At 57.7% G+C, this 25,098-nt stretch carries 25 protein-coding genes; 23 read left to right on the top strand and 2 right to left on the bottom strand.

Annotation, left to right across the window (positions count from 1 at the left end; translation table 11 throughout):
• Positions 1-196: 196 nt before the first annotated feature.
• Genes nhaA through BN1125_RS08805 form a run of 4 tightly spaced genes read left to right on the top strand, consistent with a single transcriptional unit; the run spans position 197 to position 3,063 of the window.
• Entirely contained in the window at positions 197-1,387 is a 1,191-nt protein-coding gene (gene nhaA / locus BN1125_RS08820; protein ID WP_042011866.1) for a Na+/H+ antiporter NhaA, read from the top strand.
• The gene (locus tag BN1125_RS08815; RefSeq protein WP_042011865.1) at positions 1,384-1,791 is read left to right on the top strand and encodes a hypothetical protein; all 408 of its coding nucleotides are present in this window, start codon (positions 1,384-1,386) and stop codon (positions 1,789-1,791) included. The genes nhaA and BN1125_RS08815 overlap by 4 nt, the downstream gene beginning before the upstream one ends.
• On the top strand, positions 1,778-2,710 hold the full coding sequence (gene nhaR, locus BN1125_RS08810; protein WP_042011864.1) for a transcriptional activator NhaR: 933 nt from the start codon (positions 1,778-1,780) through the stop codon (positions 2,708-2,710). Before BN1125_RS08815 ends, nhaR begins: the two co-directional genes overlap by 14 nt.
• A gap of 50 nt (positions 2,711-2,760) precedes the next feature.
• Entirely contained in the window at positions 2,761-3,063 is a 303-nt protein-coding gene (locus BN1125_RS08805) for an ArsR/SmtB family transcription factor (RefSeq protein ID WP_042011862.1), read from the top strand.
• Between the two features lie 49 nt (positions 3,064-3,112).
• On the opposite strand, the gene rpsT is transcribed toward BN1125_RS08805, so the two are convergent.
• Complete coding sequence (gene rpsT, locus BN1125_RS08800) at positions 3,113-3,376, bottom strand: 30S ribosomal protein S20 (protein WP_005308808.1); 264 nt, start codon at positions 3,374-3,376, stop codon at positions 3,113-3,115.
• A gap of 191 nt (positions 3,377-3,567) precedes the next feature.
• Between rpsT and murJ the strand changes: the two genes are divergently transcribed.
• The 12 genes from murJ to tppA all read left to right on the top strand — a co-directional run bounded on the left by murJ (position 3,568) and on the right by tppA (position 17,526).
• Positions 3,568-5,130 (top strand): murein biosynthesis integral membrane protein MurJ, encoded by a 1,563-nt coding sequence (gene murJ / locus BN1125_RS08795; RefSeq protein ID WP_042011861.1) that lies wholly within the window; start codon positions 3,568-3,570, stop codon positions 5,128-5,130.
• Positions 5,131-5,285: 155 nt separating this feature from the next.
• The gene (gene ribF, locus BN1125_RS08790) at positions 5,286-6,260 is read left to right on the top strand and encodes a bifunctional riboflavin kinase/FAD synthetase (protein ID WP_042011860.1); all 975 of its coding nucleotides are present in this window, start codon (positions 5,286-5,288) and stop codon (positions 6,258-6,260) included.
• Positions 6,260-9,121: an isoleucine--tRNA ligase gene (gene ileS / locus BN1125_RS08785; RefSeq protein WP_042011859.1), complete on the top strand. Its 2,862-nt coding sequence runs from the start codon at positions 6,260-6,262 to the stop codon at positions 9,119-9,121. Before ribF ends, ileS begins: the two co-directional genes overlap by 1 nt.
• Positions 9,121-9,618, top strand: a complete 498-nt coding sequence (gene lspA / locus BN1125_RS08780) for a signal peptidase II (RefSeq protein WP_042011857.1) — start codon at positions 9,121-9,123, stop codon at positions 9,616-9,618. The genes ileS and lspA overlap by 1 nt, the downstream gene beginning before the upstream one ends.
• Positions 9,615-10,067 carry an FKBP-type peptidyl-prolyl cis-trans isomerase gene (gene fkpB / locus BN1125_RS08775; RefSeq protein ID WP_042011856.1) on the top strand — a complete coding sequence of 151 codons (453 nt, stop codon included), beginning with the start codon at positions 9,615-9,617 and terminating at the stop codon, positions 10,065-10,067. Before lspA ends, fkpB begins: the two co-directional genes overlap by 4 nt.
• Complete coding sequence (gene ispH, locus BN1125_RS08770) at positions 10,067-11,002, top strand: 4-hydroxy-3-methylbut-2-enyl diphosphate reductase (RefSeq protein WP_042011855.1); 936 nt, start codon at positions 10,067-10,069, stop codon at positions 11,000-11,002. The genes fkpB and ispH overlap by 1 nt, the downstream gene beginning before the upstream one ends.
• Before the next feature lie 257 nt (positions 11,003-11,259).
• The gene (locus BN1125_RS08765; RefSeq protein ID WP_042011854.1) at positions 11,260-11,763 is read left to right on the top strand and encodes a GspH/FimT family pseudopilin; all 504 of its coding nucleotides are present in this window, start codon (positions 11,260-11,262) and stop codon (positions 11,761-11,763) included.
• Complete coding sequence (gene pilV / locus BN1125_RS08760; RefSeq protein ID WP_042011853.1) at positions 11,760-12,173, top strand: type IV pilus modification protein PilV; 414 nt, start codon at positions 11,760-11,762, stop codon at positions 12,171-12,173. The genes BN1125_RS08765 and pilV overlap by 4 nt, the downstream gene beginning before the upstream one ends.
• Positions 12,170-13,264: a PilW family protein gene (locus BN1125_RS08755; RefSeq protein WP_042011852.1), complete on the top strand. Its 1,095-nt coding sequence runs from the start codon at positions 12,170-12,172 to the stop codon at positions 13,262-13,264. The genes pilV and BN1125_RS08755 overlap by 4 nt, the downstream gene beginning before the upstream one ends.
• Before the next feature lie 11 nt (positions 13,265-13,275).
• Positions 13,276-13,752, top strand: a complete 477-nt coding sequence (locus BN1125_RS08750; protein ID WP_156993230.1) for a pilus assembly PilX family protein — start codon at positions 13,276-13,278, stop codon at positions 13,750-13,752.
• A 10-nt stretch (positions 13,753-13,762) separates the two neighbouring features.
• Entirely contained in the window at positions 13,763-17,116 is a 3,354-nt protein-coding gene (locus BN1125_RS08745; protein ID WP_042011851.1) for a pilus assembly protein, read from the top strand.
• An 8-nt stretch (positions 17,117-17,124) separates the two neighbouring features.
• Positions 17,125-17,526, top strand: a complete 402-nt coding sequence (tppA, locus tag BN1125_RS08740; RefSeq protein ID WP_042011850.1) for a type IVa pilus pseudopilin TppA — start codon at positions 17,125-17,127, stop codon at positions 17,524-17,526.
• A 21-nt stretch (positions 17,527-17,547) separates the two neighbouring features.
• Here the strand turns inward: tppA and BN1125_RS08735 are convergent, their stop codons facing one another.
• Entirely contained in the window at positions 17,548-17,934 is a 387-nt protein-coding gene (locus BN1125_RS08735; RefSeq protein ID WP_042011981.1) for a type IV pilin protein, read from the bottom strand.
• A 91-nt stretch (positions 17,935-18,025) separates the two neighbouring features.
• Here BN1125_RS08735 and BN1125_RS08730 point away from each other — a divergent pair, with 91 nt between their 5' ends.
• From BN1125_RS08730 to BN1125_RS08700, 7 genes are all read left to right on the top strand, one after another.
• Positions 18,026-18,559: a GspH/FimT family pseudopilin gene (locus BN1125_RS08730; RefSeq protein ID WP_042011848.1), complete on the top strand. Its 534-nt coding sequence runs from the start codon at positions 18,026-18,028 to the stop codon at positions 18,557-18,559.
• Positions 18,560-18,579: 20 nt separating this feature from the next.
• Positions 18,580-19,167, top strand: a complete 588-nt coding sequence (locus BN1125_RS08725) for a PilW family protein (protein WP_042011846.1) — start codon at positions 18,580-18,582, stop codon at positions 19,165-19,167.
• 4 nt (positions 19,168-19,171) lie between these two features.
• Positions 19,172-20,278 carry a PilX N-terminal domain-containing pilus assembly protein gene (locus BN1125_RS08720; RefSeq protein ID WP_042011979.1) on the top strand — a complete coding sequence of 369 codons (1,107 nt, stop codon included), beginning with the start codon at positions 19,172-19,174 and terminating at the stop codon, positions 20,276-20,278.
• Positions 20,279-20,286: 8 nt separating this feature from the next.
• A complete protein-coding gene (locus BN1125_RS08715; RefSeq protein WP_042011844.1) occupies positions 20,287-22,395 on the top strand; it encodes a type IV pilus modification PilV family protein in 2,109 nt (702 codons plus the stop codon).
• 73 nt (positions 22,396-22,468) lie between these two features.
• Positions 22,469-24,091, top strand: coding sequence for an NAD+ synthase (locus tag BN1125_RS08710; RefSeq protein ID WP_042011841.1), 1,623 nt, complete (start codon positions 22,469-22,471; stop codon positions 24,089-24,091).
• Between the two features lie 9 nt (positions 24,092-24,100).
• On the top strand, positions 24,101-24,439 hold the full coding sequence (gene glnB / locus BN1125_RS08705; RefSeq protein WP_005308848.1) for a nitrogen regulatory protein P-II: 339 nt from the start codon (positions 24,101-24,103) through the stop codon (positions 24,437-24,439).
• Positions 24,440-24,447: 8 nt separating this feature from the next.
• Positions 24,448-25,092, top strand: a complete 645-nt coding sequence (locus BN1125_RS08700; protein ID WP_042011978.1) for a transglycosylase SLT domain-containing protein — start codon at positions 24,448-24,450, stop codon at positions 25,090-25,092.
• The last annotated feature ends 6 nt before the right edge of the window (positions 25,093-25,098 follow it).

Raw genomic sequence — 25,098 nt, 5'->3', positions numbered from 1 at the left:
TATGCAGTTAAATAATTGAAAATTCATTTTATTGATTAATAAGACGGTAGCCAGAGACGAGGAAAAACCTGCTTATAGCAGGCATGTTCTATTTTGCCTTCGGTTTTTTCGTTGTATTGAGCAGCAAGAAACGATTTTCCATTGGTTGTTGCAGGAGATAGACTCAAACCAAAGCAATACGGTGGAAAATTTAACCATGAGTGACGTAATCAAAAAGTTCCTGAAGCTGGAGGCCGCCTCCGGAATTATTCTGATCATGGCTGCTATGCTGGCAATGATTTTAGCCAATACCGCGCTGGCTGGCGGGTATCAGGCGTTTCTCGACACGCCGGTGCAGGTGCGCATCGCGGCTCTCGACATCAACAAGCCGCTACTGCTCTGGATCAATGATGGCTTTATGGCGATCTTCTTCCTGCTGGTTGGCCTGGAAGTGAAACGTGAAATGCTGGAGGGCGCACTCTCTTCCCGGGTACAGGCGACCTTCCCGGCCATCGCTGCTGTGGGCGGCATGCTGGCACCGGCGTTGATTTATGCCTTTTTCAACTATTCGGATGAAGTGGCGCGCGCCGGTTGGGCTATCCCTGCCGCGACCGATATCGCCTTTGCCCTCGGCGTGATGGCGCTGCTCGGCAAGCGGGTGCCGGTGAGTCTCAAGGTATTCCTGCTGGCGCTGGCCATCATGGATGACCTTGGCGTCATCATCATCATTGCGCTTTTCTACACCCAGCAGCTGTCACTGCAGGCGCTGGCAGTCGGCATGCTGGCGATCCTCGCCCTGTTCTGGATGAATCGCCGCGGTGAGGACAGGATAGGCCTCTATATGCTGGCCGGTCTGGTGCTCTGGGTGGCGGTGCTCAAGTCCGGTGTCCACGCGACCCTGGCTGGCGTGGTGGTGGGCTTCATGATCCCGCTCAAGGGCAAGCGTTATGAATCGCCGCTCAAGTCGCTGGAGCACTCGCTGCATCCCTGGAGTGCCTACCTGATCCTGCCGCTGTTTGCCTTTGCCAACGCTGGGGTATCGCTAGACGGCATTGGCCTCTCTGCGCTGATGAGCCCGGTCCCGATGGGGATCATGCTGGGATTGTTTGTCGGCAAGCCGTTCGGGGTGTTCACTATCAGCTGGCTGTCAGTGAAGCTGGGCATCGCCCAACTGCCACCCGGTGTTAACTTCAAGCAGATTTTTGCGGTCAGCATCCTCTGTGGTATCGGGTTCACTATGTCGATGTTTATCGCGTCGCTCGCCTTTGAGCATGGTGGGCTGGATTATGGCAGCTACTCGCGCCTCGGGATCCTCGTTGGATCGAGCATTGCTGCGCTGGCTGGCTATCTGGCCTTGCGATTGTCACTCCCCAAGCGTGATGGGGATCAGAATGCGGAGGGGTTATGAGAAAACAGGCGTGGTTAGTGCTCTTGTTGGTCAGCCCGATGGGGTGGGCTGGCGGGTTTGAAGCGTGTCGGCAGGAGGCAACCTCCGCCAGCTGTTCGGCTTATCTCAACGGGGTGGTGGAGAGTGCTCTGATGCTGGGGGACAAGCAGGTCAAGGCTCGCTTTGGCGAGACCTTCTCCGAGCGGGCGTTGAGCAGCCGGGCTGGCGAGATGGTCAAGCACTCCAACCGGCGTTATTGCGGTGAGCGTATGCCCGATAAAACCACTCTCAAGGAGACACTACTGGCGCAGTTTGGCGCGAACAAGGTTGACTCGGTCAGCGACATGTATGACATTCTGGCGGTTGAACTCAGCTGCTACCGGAGTCCGCGTCAAGCGGGAACCCCATCGGATGTCACACCTTAACTACAACCATCTCTACTATTTCTGGATGACTCAGAAGAAGGGCTCCGTTACCCAGGCAGCGGAAGCCCTTTTTTTGACCCCGCAGACGGTCACCGGCCAGATCAAGCTGCTGGAGCAGCGCCTCGGTGGCAAGCTACTCAAGCGCAAGGGGCGTTCCCTTGAGGCGACAGAGCTGGGCCAGCTGGTGTTTCGCTATGCCGACAAGATGTTCAGCCTCTCCTACGAGATGCTCGATATCGTCAACTACCGCAAGGAGAGCAAGATCCTGTTCGACGTCGGCATCGCCGATGCCCTCTCCAAGCGCCTTGCCAGCCGCGTGCTGCTCTCCGTCATCCCCAGTGATGGTTCCATCCATCTGCGCTGTTTTGAATCAACCCACGAACTGCTGCTGGAGCAGCTGAGCGAGCACAAGCTCGATATGATCCTCTCCGACTGTCCGGTGGACTCCAGCCAGCATGCGGGCCTGCTCTCCAAACGATTGGGCGGCTGTGGCGTCAGCTTCTTCTGCAAGGCGCCGTTGCCTGAAAAGCCCTTTCCAGCCTGTCTGGAAGAGCGCAAGCTGCTGATCCCCGGTCGCCGTACCGCCATGGGGCGTCAGCTGACCCAGTGGTTCGAACAGCAAGGTGTCTCCCCCAGCATTCTTGGCGAGTTTGATGATGCCGCCTTGATGAAGGCGTTTGGTTTCTTCAATCAGGGGATTTTCATGGCCCCAACTATCTATCGGGAGGAGATCCTCGAAGGGGAGGGGGTGATGCTGATCGGGGAAACCCAGGATCTGATGGAGGAGTATTACGTCATCTTCGCCGAGCGGATGATCCAGCATCCGGCGGTGAAGCGGGTCTGCGAGAGCGATTTTACCTTTCTCTTTTCCGGCCAGGAGAACTTCTCCGCCATCCAGCCGGCCACCCTGTCGTTTTAAAACGACCCGTCACCACGTATCATCGGCGATGAGTGGCAGAGGAGAGATGTATGCAACTTGAAGAGATGGAAGCCAATGCGAGTCGGGCGGTGGCCTTGCTCAAGGCGCTGGCCAATGAACGGCGGCTGTTTATTCTGTGCCAGTTGCTGGAGCGGGAGCTGTCGGTGGGGGAGCTCAACGAGCGATTGGGATTGAGTCAGTCGGCCTTGTCACAGCATCTGGCGCTGTTGCGGCGGGATGAGCTGGTGACGACGCGCAAAGAGGCCCAGACGGTCTACTATTCGCTGCGCAGCCATGAGGTGCGTGAAGTGATTAGTTTGCTGCATCGACTTTATTGCAGTACAGATAAATAAAAAACCGGCACTAAGGCCGGTTTTTTCAGCTTTGATCAGCAGAAGCTGATTAAGCCATAGCTTTGATCTGGGCAGACAGGCGGCTCTTGTGACGAGCAGCTTTGTTCTTGTGGATCAGGCCTTTGGTCGCCATACGATCCATGATCGGCTGAGCAACAGCGAAAGCGGCAGTCGCAGCAGCTTTGTCGCCAGAGGCGATAGCAGCAATGACTTTCTTCAGGTAGGTACGGGTCATGGAACGACGGCTGGCGTTGTGCTGACGGCGTTTTTCTGACTGAAGAGCGCGCTTCTTAGCAGATTTGATGTTAGCCAAGGTAAAACTCCTAAAACTGTCTTAGCGAGTGTATTGAAAAGGCCCGGAAATATGCCCTTCCAACCACATATTGTCAAATGATTTGTGCAAATAAACACCGCCTCCCGGTGGTGTGTCAGTAGGGAGACGGTTAAACTGTCGGCCGATTCTAGCAGCATTCTTTTCATTCTGACAGTTCCAGAGGCCTCGTCTTGAGTAAGAAATTGATCAAATCCGGCATGATCGTGTCCGGAATGACGCTGGCATCCCGCGTTATGGGCTTGGTTCGCGATATCGTCATCGCCAATCTGCTCGGTGCCGGGGTGGCCGCAGACGTCTTCTTCTTTGCCAATCGCATCCCCAATTTTCTGCGTCGCCTGTTTGCCGAAGGTGCCTTCAACCAGGCCTTTGTTCCCGTGATGACGGAGTACAAAAAAAACGGTGACGAGAGTGAAGTGCGCGAATTGCTGGCAGCTGTGGCGGGAACCCTGGGGGGCATAGTGACCGTGGTTACCCTGCTCGGGGTGCTGGGATCAGGGGGACTGACCGCGCTGTTTGGCTGGGGCTGGTTCTGGGACTGGCTGCACGGCGGGCCGGCGGCCGAGAAGTTCGAGCTCGCCAGTCTGATGCTCAAAATCACTTTCCCCTACCTCTGGTTCATCACTTTTACCGCCATGGCGGGGGCCATTCTCAACACCTTCGGTCGCTTTGCGGTGTCGTCGTTCACGCCGGTATTTCTCAATATCACCATGATTGCGGCGGCCTGGTGGATTGCCCCGCTGATGGACAAGCCGGAGCTCTCGCTGGCGATTGGTGTCTTTTTGGGCGGTTTGGTCCAGTTTTTGTTCCAGTTCCCGTTTTTACGCCAGATCAACATGCTGGTGTGGCCCAAGTGGGGGTGGCATCACCCGGGGGTGGTGAAGATCCGCACCCTGATGATCCCGGCGCTGTTTGGCGTGTCGGTCAGCCAGATCAACCTGCTGATCAATACCATGCTCGCCTCCTTCCTGGCGACCGGTGCCATCAGTTACCTCTACTACTCGGATCGTCTGCTGGAGTTCCCCCTCGGCCTCTTTGCGGTGGCTATCAGCACCGTGATCCTGCCTGCGCTGGCGAAGACGCACGTGGATGCCGACCCGGCCGACTTCTCCCGCACCATGGATTGGGGAGTGCGGATGGTGATGCTGCTCGGCCTGCCCGCCATGGTGGGGATTGGGGTCATGCGCGAGCCCATTTTGCGCGTGCTGTTTATGCGCGGTGAGTTTGGCCTGCATGAAGTGGCCATGTCGAGCGCCAGCCTGCTGGCCTCCACCACAGGTCTGCTCTCCCTGATGCTGATCAAGGTATTGGCACCGGGTTACTACGCCCGTCAGGATACCAGAACGCCGGTGCGGATCGGGGTGATGTCGATGGTCGCCAACATGGGGTGCAACCTCATTTTCATCTATCCGCTCGGTTATGTGGGGCTGGCGCTCTCGACCGCCTGCTCGGGTACCCTGAATGCGGCCTTGCTGTTCAAGGGGTTGTACCAGCAGAGCGTCTATCGTCCCTCCCGTCATACCGGTGTCTTCTGCCTCAAGCTGCTGGTCGCCAGCGTGCTGATGGGGGGCGTGCTCGCCTACTTGTCCCCTGATCTGGCCCTGTGGGGGGCATGGAGCATGGGCAAGGCCAGTTTGCAGCTGACCATGCTGCTGGCGCTGGGGGCGGGGATCTACGCCGTGGCGCTGTTGCTGCTGGGCATTCGGCCGCGTCACCTTAAATCGGGGCAGCAGTAGCCATGAGCCTGTGGCGCCATGAGGATAGTGCCTCATGGCGCCGCAGGGGTTCGGGATTGGCTCCGGATAGTTGAAATCAGGCTATGAGGGCTGACCCTGCCTGCTGCCTGATATATAATCCGCCGATTTCCATGGCAGCAACGCACAAGGCACTGATGGAGCTTATTCGCGGCATTCACAATCTCAAGCCCCGTCACCGGGGATGTGTATTAACCATTGGCAACTTTGATGGGGTTCATCAGGGTCACCATGCGGTATTGGCACGTCTCAAGGAGAAAGCGGCCCAGCTGGGATTGCCCGCCTGCGTCATGCTGTTTGAGCCGCAGCCGCTGGAGCTGTTTGCCGGCACGGCGGCGCCCGCCCGGTTGAGCCGGTTGCGGGAGAAGTACGAAGCGCTGCAGGGGCTGGATATCGACCGCATGCTCTGCGTGCGCTTCAGCCACCGCTTTGCCGAACAGGCGGCCGCCAGCTTTATCGAGCAGTTGCTGGTGGAGAAACTCGGGGTGCGCTATCTGGTGGTCGGCGACGATTTTCGCTTTGGCAAGGGGCGACAAGGGGATTTCCACCTGCTGGAGGAGGCGGGTCAGCGCTTCGGCTTCGAGGTGATCAGCACCCAGAGCTTCCAGCTGGAACGGCAGCGGGTCAGCAGCACCCTGGTGCGTGAGGCGCTCAAAGCAGGCCGGATGGCGGAAGTCGAGTTGATGCTTGGCCGTCCCTATACCATCAGCGGCCGGGTGGCCCACGGCGACAAGCTGGGGCGCACCATAGGTTTTCCCACCGCCAATCTGGCCCTCAAGCGCCAGGTAATCCCGGTCGGTGGCGTGTTTGCGGTGGAAGTGATATGTTCCGGCAAGACCTTCCCCGGTGTCGCCAATGTGGGTGTACGGCCGACCTTGAGCGGTACTCAAGCCAGATTGGAAGTACATCTATTTAATTTTTCTGGTGATCTATATGGTCAGCAGGTCAAGGTGCTGCTTCGCCACAAGCTGCGCGAAGAGCAGAAGTTTGCCTCTTTCACTGCCTTGAAAGAGCAGATCGAACGAGATGCCCTGGCGGCCCGAGCCTGGTTCGGGCTGCCACAATTCAATTTACCCAGCACTCTTTTAGCAAAGAAGGGAACCCAGGACTGATGAGCGACTATAAACACACCCTGAATCTTCCGGAAACCGAGTTTCCGATGCGTGGCGATCTGGCCAAGCGCGAACCCAACATGCTGAAACGTTGGTACGATCAGGATCTCTACGGCGCTATTCGCCGCGCCAAAGCGGGCAAGCCTTCTTTCATTCTGCATGATGGCCCCCCCTATGCGAACGGCAACATTCACATCGGTCACTCGGTCAACAAGATCCTCAAAGACATCATCATCAAGTCCAAGGGCCTATCCGGTTTCGATTCCCCCTATGTGCCGGGCTGGGATTGCCACGGTCTGCCTATCGAACTGAAAGTGGAAGGCATGGTCGGCAAGCCGGGCGAGAAGGTTTCCGCTGCCGAATTCCGCGCCGAGTGCCGCAAATACGCCAAGACCCAGATCGATGCGCAGAAAACCGACTTTATCCGTCTGGGTGTGCTGGGCGACTGGGAACATCCCTATCTGACCATGGATTTTGGCACCGAAGCCAACATCATCCGCTCCATGGCCAAGATCGTTGAAAACGGCCACCTGCACAAAGGCTCCAAGCCGGTGCACTGGTGTACCGACTGTGGCTCCGCGCTGGCTGAAGCCGAAGTGGAGTACTACGACAAAAACTCCCCCTCCATCGACGTGCGCTTCAAGGCCGTTGATGAGGCGACCGTTGCCGCCAAGTTTGACTGTGCCGAAGGCCACACCGGCAAAGGCCAGATCTCTGCGGTGATCTGGACCACCACCCCGTGGACCCTGCCAGCCAACCGCGGCATCGCCATGCACGCCGACCTCGACTATGCGCTGGTGCAGGTTGAAGGCGAGCACCCCGAGCGCCTGATCATGGCCGCCGAGCTGGTCAAGGACGTGATGGATCGTGCCGGTATCGAGCAGTTCCACAATCTGGGCTACGCCAAGGGCGCGGCACTCGAGCTGCTGCGCTTCAACCACCCCTTCTACAGCTTCGACGTGCCGGTGGTACTGGGTGATCACGTCACCCTGGATGCCGGTACCGGCGCTGTCCACACCGCCCCTGGCCACGGTCAGGAAGACTTTGTGGTCGGTCAGAAGTACGGTCTGGAAGTCGCCAATCCGGTGGGCAGCAATGGCGTGTACCTGCCGGATACCGAGCTGTTTGCTGGCCAGCACGTATTCAAGGCCAACGCCTCTGTGGTCGAAGTGCTGACCGAGCGCAGTGCCCTGCTGCATCACAAGGTGTTCAACCACTCCTACCCGCACTGCTGGCGTCACAAGACACCGATCATCTTCCGTGCCACCCCGCAGTGGTTCATCAGCATGGAACAGAAAGGTCTGCGCCAGCGTGCGCTGGAAGAGATCGAGCGTATCGAGAAGGACGGTATCAAACAGCACGGCCAGAGCGGCTGGGTGCCGGCCTGGGGTAAAAACCGTATTCAGGCGATGGTCGAGAACCGTCCTGACTGGTGTATCTCCCGTCAGCGCACCTGGGGTGTGCCCATCTCCCTGTTCGTTCACAAGGAGACTCAGGAACTGCACCCGGAATCCGTGCGCCTGATGCACGAAGTGGCCAAGCGGGTCGAGCAGTCCGGGATCCAGGCCTGGTGGGATCTGGACAAGGCCGAGCTGCTGGGTAGCGATGCCGACATGTACGACAAGGTGCCTGACACCCTGGACGTCTGGTTCGACTCGGGTTCAACCCACTCATCGGTGGTTGATGCCCGTCCCGAGTTCAACGGCAAGTCGGCTGACATGTATCTGGAAGGTTCTGACCAGCACCGCGGCTGGTTCATGTCCTCCCTGATGATCGGTGTGGCCATGAAAGACAAGGCCCCGTACAACCAGGTGCTGACTCACGGCTTCACCGTGGATGGCCAGGGTCGCAAGATGTCCAAGTCCATCGGTAACGTGGTCAGCCCGCAGGACGTGATGAACAAGCTGGGTGCCGATATCCTGCGTCTGTGGGTAGCGAGCACTGACTACACCGGCGAGATGACCGTCTCCGATGAGATCCTCAAGCGCTCTGCCGACGCCTATCGTCGTATCCGCAACACCGCCCGCTTCCTGCTGGCCAACCTGAACGGCTTCAATCCGGCGACCGACATGGTGGCGCCTGCCGACATGGTGGTGGTGGATCGCTGGGCTGTGGGTCGTGCCAAAGCGGTACAGGCCGAGATCATGGCGGCATTCGACGAGTACAACTTCCACGGCGTAACCCAGAAGCTGATGCAGTTCTGCTCCATCGAGATGGGCTCCTTCTATCTGGACGTCATCAAGGATCGCCAGTACACCGCCAAGGCTGACAGCCTGGCCCGTCGCTCATGTCAAACCGCCCTCTATCACATCGCCGAGGCCATGGTGCGCTGGATGGCGCCGATCATGAGCTTTACCGCTGACGAGATCTGGGCACTGCTGCCGGGTGAGCGGGGTGAGTTCGTCTTCACCGAGGAGTGGTACGACGGCCTGTTCGGGCTGGAAGCGGGTGAAACCCTCAACGATGATTTCTGGGCCGAGATCCTCACCGTGCGCGGTGAAGTGAACAAGGCGCTGGAAGTGGCCCGTGGCGAGAAGCGCATCGGTGGCTCCCTGCAGGCCGAACTGACCCTGTTCGCCAAGCCGGAGCTGGCTGCGCGTCTGAACGCGCTGGCTGATGAGCTGCGCTTCGTGCTGCTCACCTCCAAGGCCAAGGTTGTGGTGGCCGACAGTGCGCCCGACGGTTCTGTTGCGACCGAGCGTGATGACCTGTGGCTCTGCGTGGCCCAGTCTGCTGCCGCCAAGTGCGACCGCTGCTGGCACCATGTGGAAGACGTGGGCACCATTGCTGGTCACGAAGAGATCTGTGGCCGCTGTGTCACCAACGTTGAGGGTGACGGCGAAACGCGTCAATTTGCCTGATGAACATGACTCAACATAAAAGCGGCCTGCGTTGGCTGTGGCTGGCGGTGTTGGCCTTTGTGCTGGACCAGGCGAGCAAGATCGCCGTGGTCAAGTTGCTGCCATTTGGTTACCCGGGGGTGGAGATCACCCCCTTCTTCAATCTGGTGCACGTCTACAACAAGGGCGCCGCATTCAGCTTTCTGGCAGATCAGGGGGGCTGGCAGCGTTGGTTCTTCGCCGTGCTGGCGTTTGCCATCTGTGGCTTGCTGACCCACTGGTTGCGCAAGCAATCCGTTACCGAGCGCTGGAGCGGCATCGCCTATTCGCTCATCATCGGCGGTGCGCTGGGCAATGTCTTTGATCGGCTGGTGCTGGGTCATGTGGTCGATTTCCTCGATTTCTATTGGGGCACCGCTCACTGGCCGGCATTCAACTTTGCTGACAGCTTTATCTTTATCGGGGCCGCCATGATAGTGCTGGACGGTTTCCGGGGTGAGAAAAAGGAGCAGGCATGAGCCAGCAGATCACCACTGACAGCAGCGTGCTGTTCCACTTCACCATCAAGCTGGAAGATGGTTCGGTTGCCGACAGCACTGCGCTGCACGGCAAACCGGCCCGCCTGCGGATGGGCGATGGCAGCCTGACCAACACCTTCGAGCAGTGCCTGCTTGGCTTGCACGAGGGGGAGAGCAAGAGCTTCACGCTGGCACCTGAGCAGGCGTTTGGCCTCTCCAATCCGGATAATATCTACCATCTGGATCGCGCCAAGTTCGGCGCCGAGGTGGAGCCCAAGGTCGGTACCATCATATTGTTCGATCAGCCCAACGGCAGCGAGCTGCCGGGCATCGTCCGGGCGGTGGCCGGAATGTCGGTCACGGTCGATTTCAACCACCCCCTGGCCGGCCATACCGTCACCTTTGAGGTGGAGATCCTGGGGGTTGATGACGAGGAGAAGGTGCACTAATGGATATTCTGCTCGCTAACCCTCGTGGTTTTTGCGCCGGAGTTGATCGCGCCATCAGCATTGTCGAGAGCGCGCTGGAGAAGTTTGGCGCCCCCATCTATGTCCGCCACGAAGTGGTTCATAACCGCTATGTGGTGAACAAGCTCAAGGATGCGGGGGCCGTGTTCGTCGAGGAGCTGGATGAGGTGCCGGATGACAGCATCGTCATCTTCTCTGCTCACGGTGTGGCCAAGACGGTGCGCGAGATGGCCAAGTCCCGCGCCCTCAAGGTGTTCGATGCCACCTGCCCGCTGGTGACCAAGGTGCATATGGAGGTCCATCGCGCCAGCCGCAAGGGATCCGAAGCTGTGCTCATCGGTCACGCCGGCCATCCCGAGGTGATCGGCACCATGGGGCAATACGAGAACCGCGAGGGGGGCATGTATCTGGTGGAGACGCCGGAGGACGTTGCCAAACTCCAGGTGAAGAACCCGGATGATCTCTGCTTCGTCACCCAAACCACCCTTAGCATGGACGAAACTGCCGAGGTGATCGATGCGCTGCGCAAGCACTTCCCCAAGATCCAGGGGCCGCGCAAGGACGATATCTGCTACGCCACCCAGAACCGTCAGGATGCGGTACGGGAGATGGCTGAGCTGGTGGACGCCATGCTGGTGGTGGGGTCTCGCAACTCCTCCAACTCCAACCGGTTGCGCGAACTGGCCGAAAAGGTGGGCACCAAGGCCTATCTTATCGACGATGCATCGATGATAGAGGCAAGCTGGCTGGAAGGGGTGAAGGCGATCGGTGTCACTGCTGGCGCCTCTGCCCCCGAGGTGCTGGTGCAAAGCGTCATCACCCGCCTGCGCGAGCTGGGTGGCAAGGTCGTCGCCGAGCATCCCGGCCGTGAAGAGAACGTAGTCTTTGAGGTGCCGCCGGAGCTGCGGATCATCTGACCCGTCTTATCCCGCCGGATACCCGTTTATTGCCAGAGCCACCTCACATCGAGGTGGCTTTTTATTATAGGTTCCATCGAGTCCTTTGTGCATGTTCACGACCAGATCGCTGCGAAAATTGATGATGTAGCTCGAAATTTTGAATAGACAGGATTGAAACCCCAAGTGCCCGGCATAGACTTGTCTGCAAGCCCTTACTCTGGCTGAGCACACATGGAGTGTGTCTGTCCTCCCGGTACAAATCAGAGCGAAACAGGATGTTTTTGCGTTCAGGTTTTAGCCTTATCGAGCTTATGGTGACCATAGTGCTCGTCTCTTTGTTACTCACGTTGGGGGTTCCTTCCTTCAGCGCTTTGCTGCGCACCATTTCTCTCAATACTCAGGCCAACAACTTTGTCGCGGCCATCAACCTTGCTCGCTCAGAAGCCATTCGCCGCAACATGGTAGTGATCCTCTCCGCCTCTGCCGATAACCTGCCCCAGCATCACTGGGAGGCCGGTTGGCAGATCTGGGTCGATGGCAATGGCAACGGCAGGCTCGATAACGGCGAGTTGCTGCGGAATTTCTCCGATATGGAGACAGCTACCCTGAGTAGCAATACCTCCCTGCTGCGCTTCAGTGGTGATGGTTTTCTCGATGGCCGCTCCCAGGTATCGCAGGTGTTTGCCCTGCGCCCTGAAGGGTGTCGCAACGAGGCGGCCCGCGATATTACTATCACTGCGGCAGGTCGCCCTTCCATCGCCGAGGTGCGTTGCCCATGACACGACAACAGGGCTTGTCACTGCTTGAAATCATGATCTCGGTGCTGGTGCTCTCCATCGGCATTCTGGGCATGGCGACCCTGCAGTTGCAGGCACTCAAGAGCAATCAGTCTGCCCTGACGCGCACCGAAGCGACCCAGTACGCCTACATGATCAACGACATGATGCGGGCTAATCGCAGCGCGGCCCTGATCGGGCAATACAACATCGCTCTGGGCGAAACGGTCTCGGGCAGCTCCATGGCGGTACAGGACTTATTGCACTGGAAGCGGGTATTGAACGAGCTGCCAGGTGGCGATGGTGCCGTGGCGGTTAGCGCCGGAAGGGCCACCATCACCATTCAGTGGGATAGCAGCCGACTGGCGACAGACCCCGCGTTGCGCAGCATGATCCTGAGGACTGACCTATGAGCAGGATTGGTCTGCCACCACGCCAACACGGGGTCGGCTTGGTCGAGGTGATGATCGCCCTGGTGCTGTCACTGGTGACGGTGGGAGTCATCATTCAGGTATTTCTCGGCAATCACAAAACCTATCTCACTGGCGAGGCCATTGCCCGTGTACAGGAAGACAGCCGGTTTGCGATCAATCTGCTGCAAAAAGAACTGCGGATGGTGGGTTATCAGGGGTGTCTTAGCAAACAGGGGGTCAATATTACCAATACCCTCAACAACAACGCGGCACTGCCCTACAACTTCACCACCTTTTTGCGTGGCTATGACAATGTGACGGCCACCTTGCCAGCCCCTCTTTCTGCCCTGTTTACGGGATCCGAGCCCAGGCCCATGCCGGATAGCGATGTGTTGCTGGTACAAGGGCCGGCCGGCGTCGGTGTCCCTGTGGTGCGCAACAATAGCGCAGCCCAGCTGTTTGTCCAGCATCTCTCCAGCAAGGTGGACTATTGCGGCACCGGCAAGCAGGGTTACAGCGATCTGTGCGAGGGAGATATCGTTATGGTCTCCGATTGCCAAAAGGCGAGGATCTTCCAGATCACCCAGACCCAAGTGATTGGCGGGGGTGACGAGGTCAATATCGGCCACTCCAATGACAACAAATACACACCGGGCAATGCCACCAGCTCCTGGGGCGGTGCAAGCAGCCCGGTCGAGGAGCGCTTCGGGCCAGGCTCGACCCTGAACAGGGTGGAGACCCGCCTCTACTATATCGCCCGCCCTTCGGCCAGCAGTCCCTATGCCCTCTATCGCAAGAGTGGAGTTGCCGTCGGCATGCCCCTCATTGAAGGGGTTGCCAATATGCAGCTCACGTTCGGGGAGGATCAGAACCGGGATCGGGCGACGGATCGCTATGTGAGCGCCGCCAGCAATCCAAACTGGGACAACGTGCTGGGAATTGGGGTACAGCTTCTGATGCGCAGCAATCAGGGCAATGTGGTGTCGGCCCCGCAGGCTCTGAGCTTTGCCGGCGCCACCTTCCAGGCGACCGATCGCAACTGGTACTGGGTAGCCGAGACTACGGTCGCGCTGCGTAATCGGTTACCTTGAGGAGCCCAGTCATGATGCATCGACAACAGGGGATGGCGCTGGTGATCAGCCTGATTTTTCTGGTCATGGTGAGCCTGCTGGGCATGGCCGGCATGCGGGGCGCGCAGCTGCAGGAGAAGATGGCAGGCAACCAGAAGGAGGCGCTGCAAGCGCTGCAGGCGGCAGAGGCTGGTCTGCGCGCCGCCGAACGCTATATCGAGGCTGGCAACTCGGGTCCTTATGACAACAGCGCGGGCCTGTATGAATTTGTCGATACCGCGGTGGATCCCGCATCACCCTCCACATCCTGGCGCACCTATGCCAGCAGCGGTCTGGCGGGGCGTGCCCCCGAATACTTTATCGAACGGTTGCCCTATACCCTAGGGGGCAGCGAGAATCTGGCGGTCGATGAGCCCATCAGCGAGCGCCGTCTCTATCGCATCACAGCAAGGGGATTTGGTCTCTCGGACGAGAGCCGGGTGCTGTTGCAATCGACCTATAGTCGCTAGGAGGCGGGGTATGAGCAAACTCGGTTTTGGACTCTCGATGATGCTCTGCTGTGCTTCGGCGCAGGCGGCGCTCGATATTGCCCAGGTTCCGCTATATCTCGGTACTCGTGCCGAACCCAATATCATGTTTACCTTGGATGATTCGGGCTCGATGCATTTTGAGATCATGCCGGAATCACTTATAGAGAATGACGCACGTTATATTTACCCACGAGCAAGCAAGGTCTATGGCAGTGAGGATTATGCTAATCGCACCGTGACCTTTACCGCGAGCAGTAATCGCAATGCCTATACCCGTTCTAGCCATAACAACAAGCTCTATTACAACCCGCAGCTGACCTATCGCCCCTGGGCTAATGCGGATGGCACCTTGATGGACAAGGCCGACAGCACCTGCGCTCCGCACAATCCTCTCAATCTCGCCGCAGGTTGTCGTGATCTGACCAAGAGCATCCGTTCCAAGCCCCTGCGATACTACACCGAGTTCTCCTCTACCGATTACAACGATGACGAGACCTTCTTTCCTGCAGTCTACTTCACCTACAAGGGGAGTGGTGATGTGAAGAAAGTGGGCAGTTATACCCGGGTCGAGATAAAGCCTGGCAGCACCTACAGCGGGAGCTCAAACCGCAGTGATTGCAAAAATGCGCCCGTTTGTACCTATGACGAGGAAATTCAGAACTTTGCCAACTGGTACACCTATTATCGTTCGCGGATCCTGGCGGCCCGGGCCGGAGTAGGAAGAGCCTTCGCCAGCCAAGGGGAGACCATTCGGGTCGGCTTTGCCACTATCAATGCCAGTGGCAGCGTGATCCGAGGTGTAACCCCTTTTTCAGGTACTGATCGAACCGCTTTTTTTGGTGAGCTGTATGGCCGCGACATTCCGGCGAAGGGGACACCGCTGCGCACCAGTCTGAAAGAGGTAGGGGATTATTTTTCCCGCAGTGACGATAACGGCCCTTGGTCTGCCCATGCCGGCAGCACACTTCCTCATCTGACCTGCCGCCAGAGCTACAACATTCTGATGACGGATGGCTACTGGAACGGTGATTCGCCCTCGGTCGGCGATCAGGACCAGGATGGCATCAAGAACACCCTGGCAGACGTGGCCTACAAATACTGGAAGACGGATCTGCGTAGCGACCTGGCCAACAAGGTGCCGACCAGTACGGCAGACTCTGCCAACTGGCAGCATCTGGTCAACTTTACCGTAGGGCTCGGGGTCAATGGGTCGCTCAATCCGTCAAACGGTATCCCGAGTCGCTGGCCTAACCCTCATGACCCGGCTGACGGGGAGTATAAGAATTCGACCTATATTCCGGAGTACAAGATCGATGATTTGTGGCATGCCGCCGTCAATAGCAAAGGCAGCTTCTTCAGCGCGGCCGACCCCGATACCTTTGCCGCAGCCCTGAGCAGCACCCTGGCACAGATTGCTGCGCGTAACAGCTCAGCCAGTTCGGTAACGGCCAACGCCACACGGCTGGATAGCAATACTCATATCTATCAGGCCCGCTACAACAGTGGCGACTGGTCGGGTCAACTGGTCTCGATCCCGCTTAACAGCGATGGCTCCCTTGGAGAGATTGCCTGGGATGCCGCTACCTTGATCCCCGAGCCTTCGGCACGCAATATCTATACCCTGCAAGGTGGCGTCGGCATTCCTTTCCGTTGGGATACGCTGAATGCGACCAATCGTGCCCTGTTCAATATTGCTGGCGACAACCTTGGGGAAAGTCGTGTCGCCTATCTGCGCGGTGAGCCCGCTGGGGAGCAACGCAATGGCGGGGCGTTTCGCAATCGCAGCGATCTGCTCGGCGACATCATCAATTCGGATCCCGTCTATGTGGGCAAGCGTGATTACGGTTACAGCAGTGCCGCCGGTCTGACCCAGACCGAGCGGGAGAGTTATCAGGCTTTTCTGGGCTCGACTGCGATCACCGGCCGCACGCCCATGCTCTATGTCGGTGCCAATGACGGCATGCTGCACGGCTTTCGGGTGGCTGATGGTGTCGAGCGATTGGCCTATATCCCGGCCAGCCTGCTGGGGGAGCTGCATCAGTTGACCAGACCGAATTACAGCCATCGTTACTTTGTGGATGGAACGCCCAAGGTGGGAGATGCCTATCTGGGCAGTCGCTGGAAGAGTATCTTGCTGGGATCCACTGGCGCTGGTGGCAAGGCAGTATTTGCCATCGATGTGACTGCACCGAACAACTTCACCGCTGACAAGATGCTGTGGGAGTTCACCCATTCCGAGATGGGGATCGCGTTGGCAGCCCCGACGCTGGTGCGGGTCAAGGCCGACAACAAGTGGGTTGCCCTGGTGGCCAACGGCTACAACAGCACCAGCCAGACCGCCCGGCTGTTTGTGCTGGATCTGGCGACCGGCGCCGTCATCAAGGAAATCGATACCCAGGTGGGCTCGGCCAGCGAGCCCAACGGTCTATCTTCCCCCTTGCCGGTAGATCAAGACGGGGACAGGGTGGTCGACTATGTCTATGCCGGTGACCTGCACGGCAATCTGTGGAAATTCGATCTGACCGACAATAACAGCGCACAGTGGGGAGTTGCGTTCAAGGTTGGCAATAAACCCAAGCCGCTGTTTCAGGCCTGCGACGGTACCTGTTCGACCAGTACACGCCAACCCATTACCATGCGGCCACTGGCGATCCGCCATCCCAAAGGGGGGATCATGGTGTTGCTGGGGACGGGCAGCTATTTCACCAACGATGACAAGTCATTACCCACCAATCCAAGGCTGGAGGCAGTCTATGGCATCTGGGATACGGGGGCGGAGGTGAGCCGTAGCCAGTTGTTGCAGCAGAGCATCACCCATGAGTTTGTGGCCAATGGTACCACCATCAAGTTCGATGTGCGGGTGGCCTCCAGCAGGGATGTCAATTACACCAGCCAGAAGGGCTGGTATCTGGTGTTGAAATCACCCGGGCTGAGCAAGGGGATCGGGGAGCGGGCGGTCTCAGAGATGCTCTACCGCCACAAGCGGCTCATCTTCAATACCTTGATACCTTCTGCGGATGCCTGTGACTTTGGTGGCCGCTCCTGGCTGATGGAGCTGGATCCTATCTCTGGCGCCCGTCTTACCTATTCGGTATTCGACGTCAATGGCGACGGAGCCGTTAACGATGATGACTACGTCGCGATCAAGGATGACGCTGGCAATGACATCAAGGTGCCGGTCAGCGGCAAGCAATTTGACGAGCTCACCACGACGCCAAGCGTAGTGGAAGATGCCGAGATGGAGCGCAAATATATCAGCGGCTCCAGCGGAAATATCTCGGTCACGCTGGAAGAGGGGGCAGGCGATCTGGGTGGCCGCCAGTCCTGGTTGCAACTGGAGTAGAGGTTGGCATGGAACGTGGTTTTACCCTGATTGAGTTGATGATAGTGGTCGCAGTGGTCGCCATTCTGGCCGCGATCGCGTATCCCAGTTACAACAACTATATGGCGGCTGCCAAGCGGGCCGAAGCCAAGGCAGTGTTGCTGGAAGCGGCGCAATATCTGGAGCGGGAGTTTACTGCCAATGGCAATTACGACGCCGGTAACCTAGCCTCTGCCGGCTTGGCGACCCTGCCGAGGGATGGGGGGGCTGCGTATTACAATGTAGCGCTCAATGCCAGTGGGGCCCGTTATACCCTGACCGCCATTCCGACCGGTACGATGAATGGCGATCCCTGTGGATTGTTGACCCTCGACCAGAGCGGGCTGCAGGGGGTGTCAGGTGCCACCATGACGGCGGCGGAGTGCTGGTAGGACGTCGATAACGGTCGCCTGTTACCAGCAATCGGCTGGGGTCTTGGTGTCGGCCTTGTTGATCGTCAAGCTATCACAGCTGGTGTTGCCAGCCTTGTCGCCGACCTGGGCCCCCTTGCTGGTGGCAATCAGGGTGTAGGCGGTGGCGCTAGCCCCGGAAATGGAGAAGTCATAGTAATCGCTGACCGGACTGCCCACTTGGTTTAGGTTGGAGCTGTAGGTGGTGTTGGAGATCCGGAACTCCTCCTGTTTGAGTTGCATGCTGAGCAACCCCTTGAACGCCTCGGCTCGGCGGGACTTGCGTAGCCCATCTGTGAAACTGGGGTAAGCAATGGACGCAATGATAGCCACGATGGCGATGACGACCATCAGTTCCAGCAGAGTGATACCAGATTGTTTGATTCTCATGAGCAGCATGATTTGTGAAAGAGGTTGATACTATAGGATAGTACTGACAGAACGTTCTACTGGCATGCAAAAAGAAAGGAGTCTTGAGCTAATGGAATGCACAGAGGGCAGAGCCGCCGGTTTTACCATGATTGAATTGATCATCGCCATGGCTCTGGTCGCCCTGCTGCTAACCGTAGCCATCCCCAGTTATCAGTCATTGCGCCAGGAGCAGATGGTCAAGGCGGCTACCCAAGCCGTTTACACGGATGTGATGCTGCTCAAGTCAGAGGCGATCAAACGTAATCGTACCTTGCAGTTTATTATCTTCAACAGCGGCACCAGTAACTGGTGTTATCGAATTCATATTGATGGTAGTTGCAGCAGCTGTAACGACTCTTGTTCAAGCATTGAGGGACGTAAAGGCGCCGATGCCAGTGAATATCCCGGTATCAGCCTGGTGGCCAGTTACAGTGAATCGGCAACCAATGTCAGACCCCTTGGTATCTCACCCAGAAGGGCCACAATGGCTGCTGGGAATATCGCCATTTCTTCCGGTACCTACTCCATGCAGGTCAAAACTAATAATGTCGGACGCGTGCGTACCTGCGGTGTCAGCAATGTCAGCGGGGTGCCGGCATGTTGAGGACACCAAAAGGATTTAACGTGGTAGAGCTGATGGTAGCCATGGTAGCAGGATTATTTTTGGTTGCTGCGGTGACGTCGTTGTTTGCCACCATTATCAAGGCAAATCATACCACCATGCAGGTGAGCCGTCTGAATCAGGAGCTGCAGGCCATCACCGATATGATTGCCCGTGATGTGCAGCGAACCGGTTACGATCAGGGGGCTACCGCATTTCTTGGGGCTGCATCGGGAGCCAGATCCCCATTTTATTTCGATACGAGCAGCGATCTGATGAATGAGACCGTCAGTGGCTCCAAGATTTATCGCTGTATCAGACTGAAATACGATGATGATAACAACGGTTCTTTTGGCGCTGATGAAACCTTTATCTACAGCTATGACAGCGCTGACAAAGGGGTGCAACTTGGCACCAGTTGCAGCACTGGCAACCTGCTCAGCACAGACAACACTATTGAGGTGACTGCTCTGACGTTCTCACTGCTTGGCAGCAGCGCCTCGGCTGGCGCTAGAACGGTGCAACTAGCTATCTCAGGCCAGTATAAGGCGAACTCTGCACTCAAACTCACCCTGCAGCGCGATATCAAGCTGCGCAACGATGGTTATTGATGCCATGAAACGTCATCTTGGCTTTACCACCTTCACTATTACGCTGCTGCTTATCCTGATCCTGCTCGGCATCTCCTTGCTGGTGGGCAAACTGATGGTGGCAGACCGTCGTGTCAGCCTTAATGAAGTACAGTACCGGCAGGCGTTGGCACTGGCCGAGCTGGGTCTCTCTGACGGGGTCGGGCGGCTGGCGCAGGATGCCACTTGGCGTACCCCTAGCAGCGGGGTTTCTGTCACCGTATCCGCAGGCAATTATACCCTGCAGGCTCAGGATGAACCGGCAGTGGTAGTCGGTGGAGCGAATGTCGTGCCGGTTAAAGTGCGCGCCATGGCGACCCTAGTGGACAGTACGGCCAATGCCGAGGTTGAGGTGAAGGTCATCAAGATAAGCGTATTGGCCGGTACACCCGCGGCCCCTCTGACTGTCGCCGGTGGTATGGCAGTATCCGGCAACTTCACTGTGGTGGCCAACCCTAACGGGGGGGGGCCAGGGGTTCCGTTATCTGTCTGGACGAATGGCAATGTGGATTTGACCAATGGTTCTGGTCAGACTTGCCACCAGGGAGACTACAGCGGCGGGTGCAGCGCCAACATAAGCCAGAAGGGTGATAAGCAGTCGGATATCAAAGACAACGATACGGCATTCCCCACAGACCTGGTCTGGTATCTGTTCAACGAGAATGACGACGCTACGGGGTGGGCCAATCTGGAGTCGCGGGCGGTGCAACTGCTGACCAATTGCGATTCACTGTCGACCGCCTCGAGCGGCCTTATTATTGTCGACGGAGACTGCAAACCGGGTGGGTCGATCGGTTCGACCGCCGCGCCGGTCGTGCTTATCATACGCAACGGTAACCTGATGGTGAACGGGAATGCGACCCTGTACGGGCTGGTGTTCGCCTACTCAGCCACGCCCGCTACCGCCACCACCGACGTCAGCCTGAAGGGCGGAGCAATCGTCAACGGCGCCGTAGTAGCCAACTATCAGTTGGGCAAGACGGCCAACGGAACCTTCGATGCCAAGTATGATCAGGCGGTGTTGAGCAATATCGAAAATGGGGCTGCGTTTCAGCGCATTAATTTGGTGCCCGGTAGTTGGCGGGACTGGTAGGAGCATCTATGAAACCGCACAAGGGATTTGGGCTGTTGGAGATTTTGATCACGCTGGTGCTGCTGGGTGTGGGGGTCGCAGGACTGGTGGCTATGTCTCGTTCGTTGCTCAATACCTCCCAGGATAGCCGCCGTTATGAGGTAGCCATGCGGCTGGCGGAGTCAAAGCTGGATGCGTTTCGTACCTTCAATGGAGTGGTAAGCGCGGTTTCACCGCTTACTGCTTATAACAGTATTGCGGCCGGCTCCAGTTCGGCGACACCTCCTGATGGCGGTGGGACTTATGCCCTTAGTTGGACCGTCAGTAATCAGTACTGGAATGGGACGGGCTGGTCAGCCTCGGCCCCAGCGGGGTATCTCTACACCTATCCGGGTCGCAAGGTCATCAATGTGACGGTGGGTTGGAGCGACAGCGTCGGGCAGTCCCATTCCTTGTTGCTTTCCGGTGCGGTATCGCCTGTTGAGTCATTAACCCAGAATCAGTTTAACGGGGGGTTGGATACCAGTCGTGAACCGCCCCATGTGGTTTATACCCCTGGGGTTGCGCCCGATGTCATTTCCATCGAGATTGACCAAGAAGGGCGCAAGCAAGAGACCAGCAAGCCATTGCCCACCGTGACCTCCAAGGATGGTGCTGTTGGCAAACTGGTGCAATTCGAGACTGTTACCTATAAGCCAGACAATGGTGGCAATACCCAACAGGTGCTGCAGGATCTGGCATCGGTCTCCTGTTCCTGCAGTTATGGCTCGAGTGTCAATGCCTACCTGCCCGGTAAGGCCATTTTGACCAGCAGCAATCTGTTGTACTGGAACGTGGGCTCCCAGGTTACCAAGCAGACCGGGGTACTCAACAGCAGTGTCAGAGATCAACCGAGTCTCTGCACCAGTTGCTGCAAGGATCACTTCGATGGCAGCGGCAGCAGTTTCGAACAGTTTTACGCTCCACTCAATACCAGTCGACTGCGTTACAACAGTGGCCTCTCATCGGTCAATAGTGGCGATTATGTGGATGCCTGCCGCTTTGTCAGACTTGATGGTTACTATCGTCCGCTGCCGGACTGGAACCTGATCAAAGTTGTCGTGACCAGCGCTGATTTTCTTGCCAAGCCCGCAAACCAGACCAGCTACCAGAACTACATCAAGTACGTGGTTACTACCTACATCACCTGGCAGAAAAACACCCTCAACTGGACCGCAAACTCCACGGCCACGCCGCCGACGATCACCGAATTTGCGGATTGGTTGCCTGCCAATGCTGCGACAGGGGGAGATACCAGCACCAAGATCACCATGAATACGGGGACCGCCCAGTTGATTGCCAGAGGTATCTACGTGGATCTGCTCTCGCCGGACAGTCTCTCGAAGCTCGATCTGACTTCTCAGGATCTGTTGGCCAAGGTCCCGTTTCAGGACATCAATCTGACCATGCTGGCGGAGTGGAGCTTGGTGCCATTGAGTGGCCAGTTGACTGGCAGTGCCTCTGACTATGTCGGTGTGACCAACGAGCCGGTCAAGACAGTCGTTGATCTTGGCAGCTATTATTTTGGTAGCTACAGCCGTGGCTATCTGTCCGCCAAGAAGAGCACCAAGGATGCATCCAACGTGTTGCAAAGTGCATCGATCAAGGTGACGGCCTACCAAGGTAACTCGGGGATCACAGCTTCACTTATCTCACCGGTAGATCGAAGTGAGGCCAAGGTCGCCACCATGCCTATCTCGGTCGATACCAGCTCCCAGACGGTTCCGACTCTCACGGTATCGGGACGGATCGAATGTTTGGAGAAAGGTAACGGTAACAATACTGATCCTGTTTCATGCAACAAAAACACCTTTAACGGGTTAAGCTTGACCACCACCACCACGGGGGCCACTTGCCGAATCGACAAGCCCCAGGCCAACAACCAGCCAGCTACCTATGTTTGCACGGCGGCACAAAACAGCAGTCTGGTGGTGAGTTTTTCTTACAGTGCTCAGGGCAGTACAACCTATTTGCTGAAGCCTGCCTCCCTCAGCATTGCCATGACGCCACCCGCCAACGGTCAGGTGATTACTGGTCCTTGTGCCCTGTTGGTGGACAACGGTGTATCCAACGCAGCCAATTTAAGTTGCACCCCTTGAATCCGGGGCGCTGGCACAGCCAGCGCCTTTTCTTTATCATTCCCCATCATTTTCGAATTCAAGATGCATCGCCATGGCAAAAGCCCTCTCTCTGATGCTTGCCCAGTTGAATCTGACGGTAGGCGCCATCGAAGATAACACTGACAAAGTGCTCGCTGCGGCAGCTCAGGCCGAGCGGCAAGGTGCCGATCTGCTGGTCTGCCCCGAGCTGGCCCTGACCGGCTATCCGCCGGAAGATCTGTTGCTGCGTACCGACCTGATGATCCGGGTCGAATCCGCGCTGGCTCGTATTGCCGTATGGCAGGGTAACTGTGCCATTTTGGTGGGGCACCCTTGGCGTGAAGGGGAGGCGCTTTACAACGCGGCTTCTCTCTATGAGCAGGGGAAACTGATCGCCCGTTACTTCAAGCAGGACCTGCCCAATTACGGCGTGTTTGACGAGAAGCGCTACTTCACCGCTGCTAGCGAGACCTGCGTGGTGCCGTTCCGTGGTCACCAGCTGGGGCTGCTGATCTGCGAAGACCTGTGGCAGCCGGGTCCGGCGTTGGCCGCCAAGGCAGCGGGTGCCGAGTTGCTGCTCACTATCAATGCGTCGCCCTACGATCAGGAGAAACCCTGGATCCGCCGTGAACTGATGACGGAACGCTGCGATCAGACCGGCCTGCCACTGGTCTACCTCAATCAGGTCTGTGGTCAGGACGAGCTGATCTTCGACGGCTGCTCCAAGGTGTTCAACAGCCGGGGCGAGCTGACCCACAAGCTGGCCCCGTTTGCCGAAGAGCTGGCGCTGGTGCGCTTTGCCGATGGTCAGCCGGTGAAGGAGCGGGAACCGGCTGCGCCGCTTGAGCCCTTGGCCGAGACCTATCAGGCGCTGGTGCTGGCGGTGCGTGACTATGTCACCAAGAACGGTTTCCTTGGCGCCGTGCTGGGCCTCTCCGGCGGCATTGACTCGGCCCTGACGCTTGCCATTGCGGCCGATGCCATCGGAGCAGATAAGGTGCAGGCGGTGATGATGCCGTTCCGCTATACCGCCCAGATGAGTGTGGAAGATGCCAAAGAGCAGGCCGAGCGGATGGGGGTGGAGTTCAACATCATCTCCATCGAGCCGATGTTCGAAGGGTTTATGGCCCAACTGGCGCCGCTGTTTGAGGGCACCGCCCGCGATACCACCGAAGAGAACCTGCAGGCCCGCTGCCGCGGTGTGCTGCTGATGGCTCTCTCCAACAAGCGTCGCCGCATCGTGCTGACCACTGGCAACAAGAGCGAAATGGCGGTCGGCTATGCCACGCTGTATGGCGACATGGCGGGCGGTTTTGATGTGCTCAAAGATGTGCCCAAGACGCTGGTCTTTAAATTGTGCGAATATCGCAACTCGGTTGACTACGTGATCCCGCAGCGGGTTATCGATCGCCCGCCTTCAGCGGAGCTGGCGCCGGATCAGGTGGATCAGGACAGCCTGCCCCCTTACGACATCCTCGATGCGATCCTCAAGCGTTACGTGGAAGAGGATGCTTCGGTTGCCGACATGGTGGCGGAGGGCTTCGAAGAGGCAGTGGTACGCAAGGTGATCCGCCTGGTGGATCTCAACGAATACAAGCGCCGTCAGGCGGCAGTCGGGCCCCGTATTACGGCTCGCAACTTTGGTAAGGATCGCCGTTACCCCATCACATCCGGGTTCGGTAAACAGAACTGGTAAGGAGTCACCATGAAGAAGATTGAAGCCATCATCAAACCGTTCAAGCTGGACGATGTGCGCGAGGCCCTGGCCGAGATCGGCATCAACGGCATGACCGTATCCGAAGTCAAAGGCTTCGGCCGCCAGAAGGGCCACACCGAGCTCTATCGCGGTGCCGAATATATGGTCGACTTCCTGCCGAAAGTGAAGGTGGAGCTGGTGGTGCAGGACGAGGATCTCGATGCCTGTCTGGAAGCGATCCAGAACACCGCCCGTACCGGCAAGATTGGTGATGGCAAGATCTTTGTCTGTGAGGTGGAGCGTGTCATTCGTATCCGTACCGGCGAAGAGAACGAAGACGCGATTTGACCTTGGCCATGTTGCGAGATAATCGGGAGCACGAGCAACGACCTCATGCGGCAGGTTGGACGCGCCTCGTAGTGGTGGCCAGCCTGTTGGTGGGCCTGACTGCTTGCAGTACCCGTCCACCGGCCCAGCCGGAGAATCTGTGCCAGATCTTTCGCGAGAAGCCGGAGTGGCACAAGGCCGCGCTCAAGATGAACGAGAAGTGGGGGACACCGATCCAAGTGGTGATGGCCATGATGTATCAGGAGTCCTCCTTCGTGCACGATGCCCAGCCGCCGATGCAGTATTTTCTCTTTATCCCGACCGGGCGGGCCAGTTCGGCTTATGGTTATGCTCAGGTCAAAGATGAAACATGGGCTGATTACCAGCGGGAAACCGGCAACAGCTGGAGTGACCGCGATGACTTTGCCGACGCCATCGATTTTATGGGTTGGTACACTAACAAAGCCCAGCGGCTCAATGGCACCTCCAAGTGGGATGCCTATGGCCAGTACCTCAACTATCACGAAGGGTGGGGGGGCTACCGGCGTGGCAGCTATCGCAGCAAGGGGTGGTTGATGAAGACCTCGCGCAAGGTGGAAGCTCGCGCCCAGCGCTACGGCGCTCAGTACCGTCAATGCAAGGATCAGCTCTCGCGCGGGGGCTGGTTCTGGTAACCAAAG

It is taken from the genome of Aeromonas fluvialis, assembly GCF_000819885.1.
Classification (GTDB): Bacteria; Pseudomonadota; Gammaproteobacteria; order Enterobacterales; family Aeromonadaceae; genus Aeromonas; species Aeromonas fluvialis.
Note: the sequence above shows the minus strand (reverse complement) of the source record. Positions and strands in the feature narration are given on the sequence as shown.

Excerpts from the sequence above, each read along its gene's own strand:
- nhaA (WP_042011866.1), top strand. The coding sequence starts at position 197 with ATGAGTGACGTAATCAAAAAGTTCCTGAAGCTGGAGGCCGCCTCCGGA.
- BN1125_RS08815 (WP_042011865.1), top strand. The coding sequence starts at position 1,384 with ATGAGAAAACAGGCGTGGTTAGTGCTCTTGTTGGTCAGCCCGATGGGG.
- nhaR (WP_042011864.1), top strand. The coding sequence starts at position 1,778 with ATGTCACACCTTAACTACAACCATCTCTACTATTTCTGGATGACTCAG.
- BN1125_RS08805 (WP_042011862.1), top strand. The coding sequence starts at position 2,761 with ATGCAACTTGAAGAGATGGAAGCCAATGCGAGTCGGGCGGTGGCCTTG.
- ribF (WP_042011860.1), top strand. The coding sequence starts at position 5,286 with ATGGAGCTTATTCGCGGCATTCACAATCTCAAGCCCCGTCACCGGGGA.
- ileS (WP_042011859.1), top strand. The coding sequence starts at position 6,260 with ATGAGCGACTATAAACACACCCTGAATCTTCCGGAAACCGAGTTTCCG.
- lspA (WP_042011857.1), top strand. The coding sequence starts at position 9,121 with ATGAACATGACTCAACATAAAAGCGGCCTGCGTTGGCTGTGGCTGGCG.
- fkpB (WP_042011856.1), top strand. The coding sequence starts at position 9,615 with ATGAGCCAGCAGATCACCACTGACAGCAGCGTGCTGTTCCACTTCACC.
- ispH (WP_042011855.1), top strand. The coding sequence starts at position 10,067 with ATGGATATTCTGCTCGCTAACCCTCGTGGTTTTTGCGCCGGAGTTGAT.
- BN1125_RS08765 (WP_042011854.1), top strand. The coding sequence starts at position 11,260 with ATGTTTTTGCGTTCAGGTTTTAGCCTTATCGAGCTTATGGTGACCATA.
- pilV (WP_042011853.1), top strand. The coding sequence starts at position 11,760 with ATGACACGACAACAGGGCTTGTCACTGCTTGAAATCATGATCTCGGTG.
- BN1125_RS08755 (WP_042011852.1), top strand. The coding sequence starts at position 12,170 with ATGAGCAGGATTGGTCTGCCACCACGCCAACACGGGGTCGGCTTGGTC.
- BN1125_RS08750 (WP_156993230.1), top strand. The coding sequence starts at position 13,276 with ATGATGCATCGACAACAGGGGATGGCGCTGGTGATCAGCCTGATTTTT.
- BN1125_RS08745 (WP_042011851.1), top strand. The coding sequence starts at position 13,763 with ATGAGCAAACTCGGTTTTGGACTCTCGATGATGCTCTGCTGTGCTTCG.
- tppA (WP_042011850.1), top strand. The coding sequence starts at position 17,125 with ATGGAACGTGGTTTTACCCTGATTGAGTTGATGATAGTGGTCGCAGTG.
- BN1125_RS08735 (WP_042011981.1), bottom strand. The coding sequence starts at position 17,934 with ATGAGAATCAAACAATCTGGTATCACTCTGCTGGAACTGATGGTCGTC.
- BN1125_RS08730 (WP_042011848.1), top strand. The coding sequence starts at position 18,026 with ATGGAATGCACAGAGGGCAGAGCCGCCGGTTTTACCATGATTGAATTG.
- BN1125_RS08720 (WP_042011979.1), top strand. The coding sequence starts at position 19,172 with ATGAAACGTCATCTTGGCTTTACCACCTTCACTATTACGCTGCTGCTT.
- BN1125_RS08715 (WP_042011844.1), top strand. The coding sequence starts at position 20,287 with ATGAAACCGCACAAGGGATTTGGGCTGTTGGAGATTTTGATCACGCTG.
- BN1125_RS08710 (WP_042011841.1), top strand. The coding sequence starts at position 22,469 with ATGGCAAAAGCCCTCTCTCTGATGCTTGCCCAGTTGAATCTGACGGTA.
- glnB (WP_005308848.1), top strand. The coding sequence starts at position 24,101 with ATGAAGAAGATTGAAGCCATCATCAAACCGTTCAAGCTGGACGATGTG.
- BN1125_RS08700 (WP_042011978.1), top strand. The coding sequence starts at position 24,448 with ATGTTGCGAGATAATCGGGAGCACGAGCAACGACCTCATGCGGCAGGT.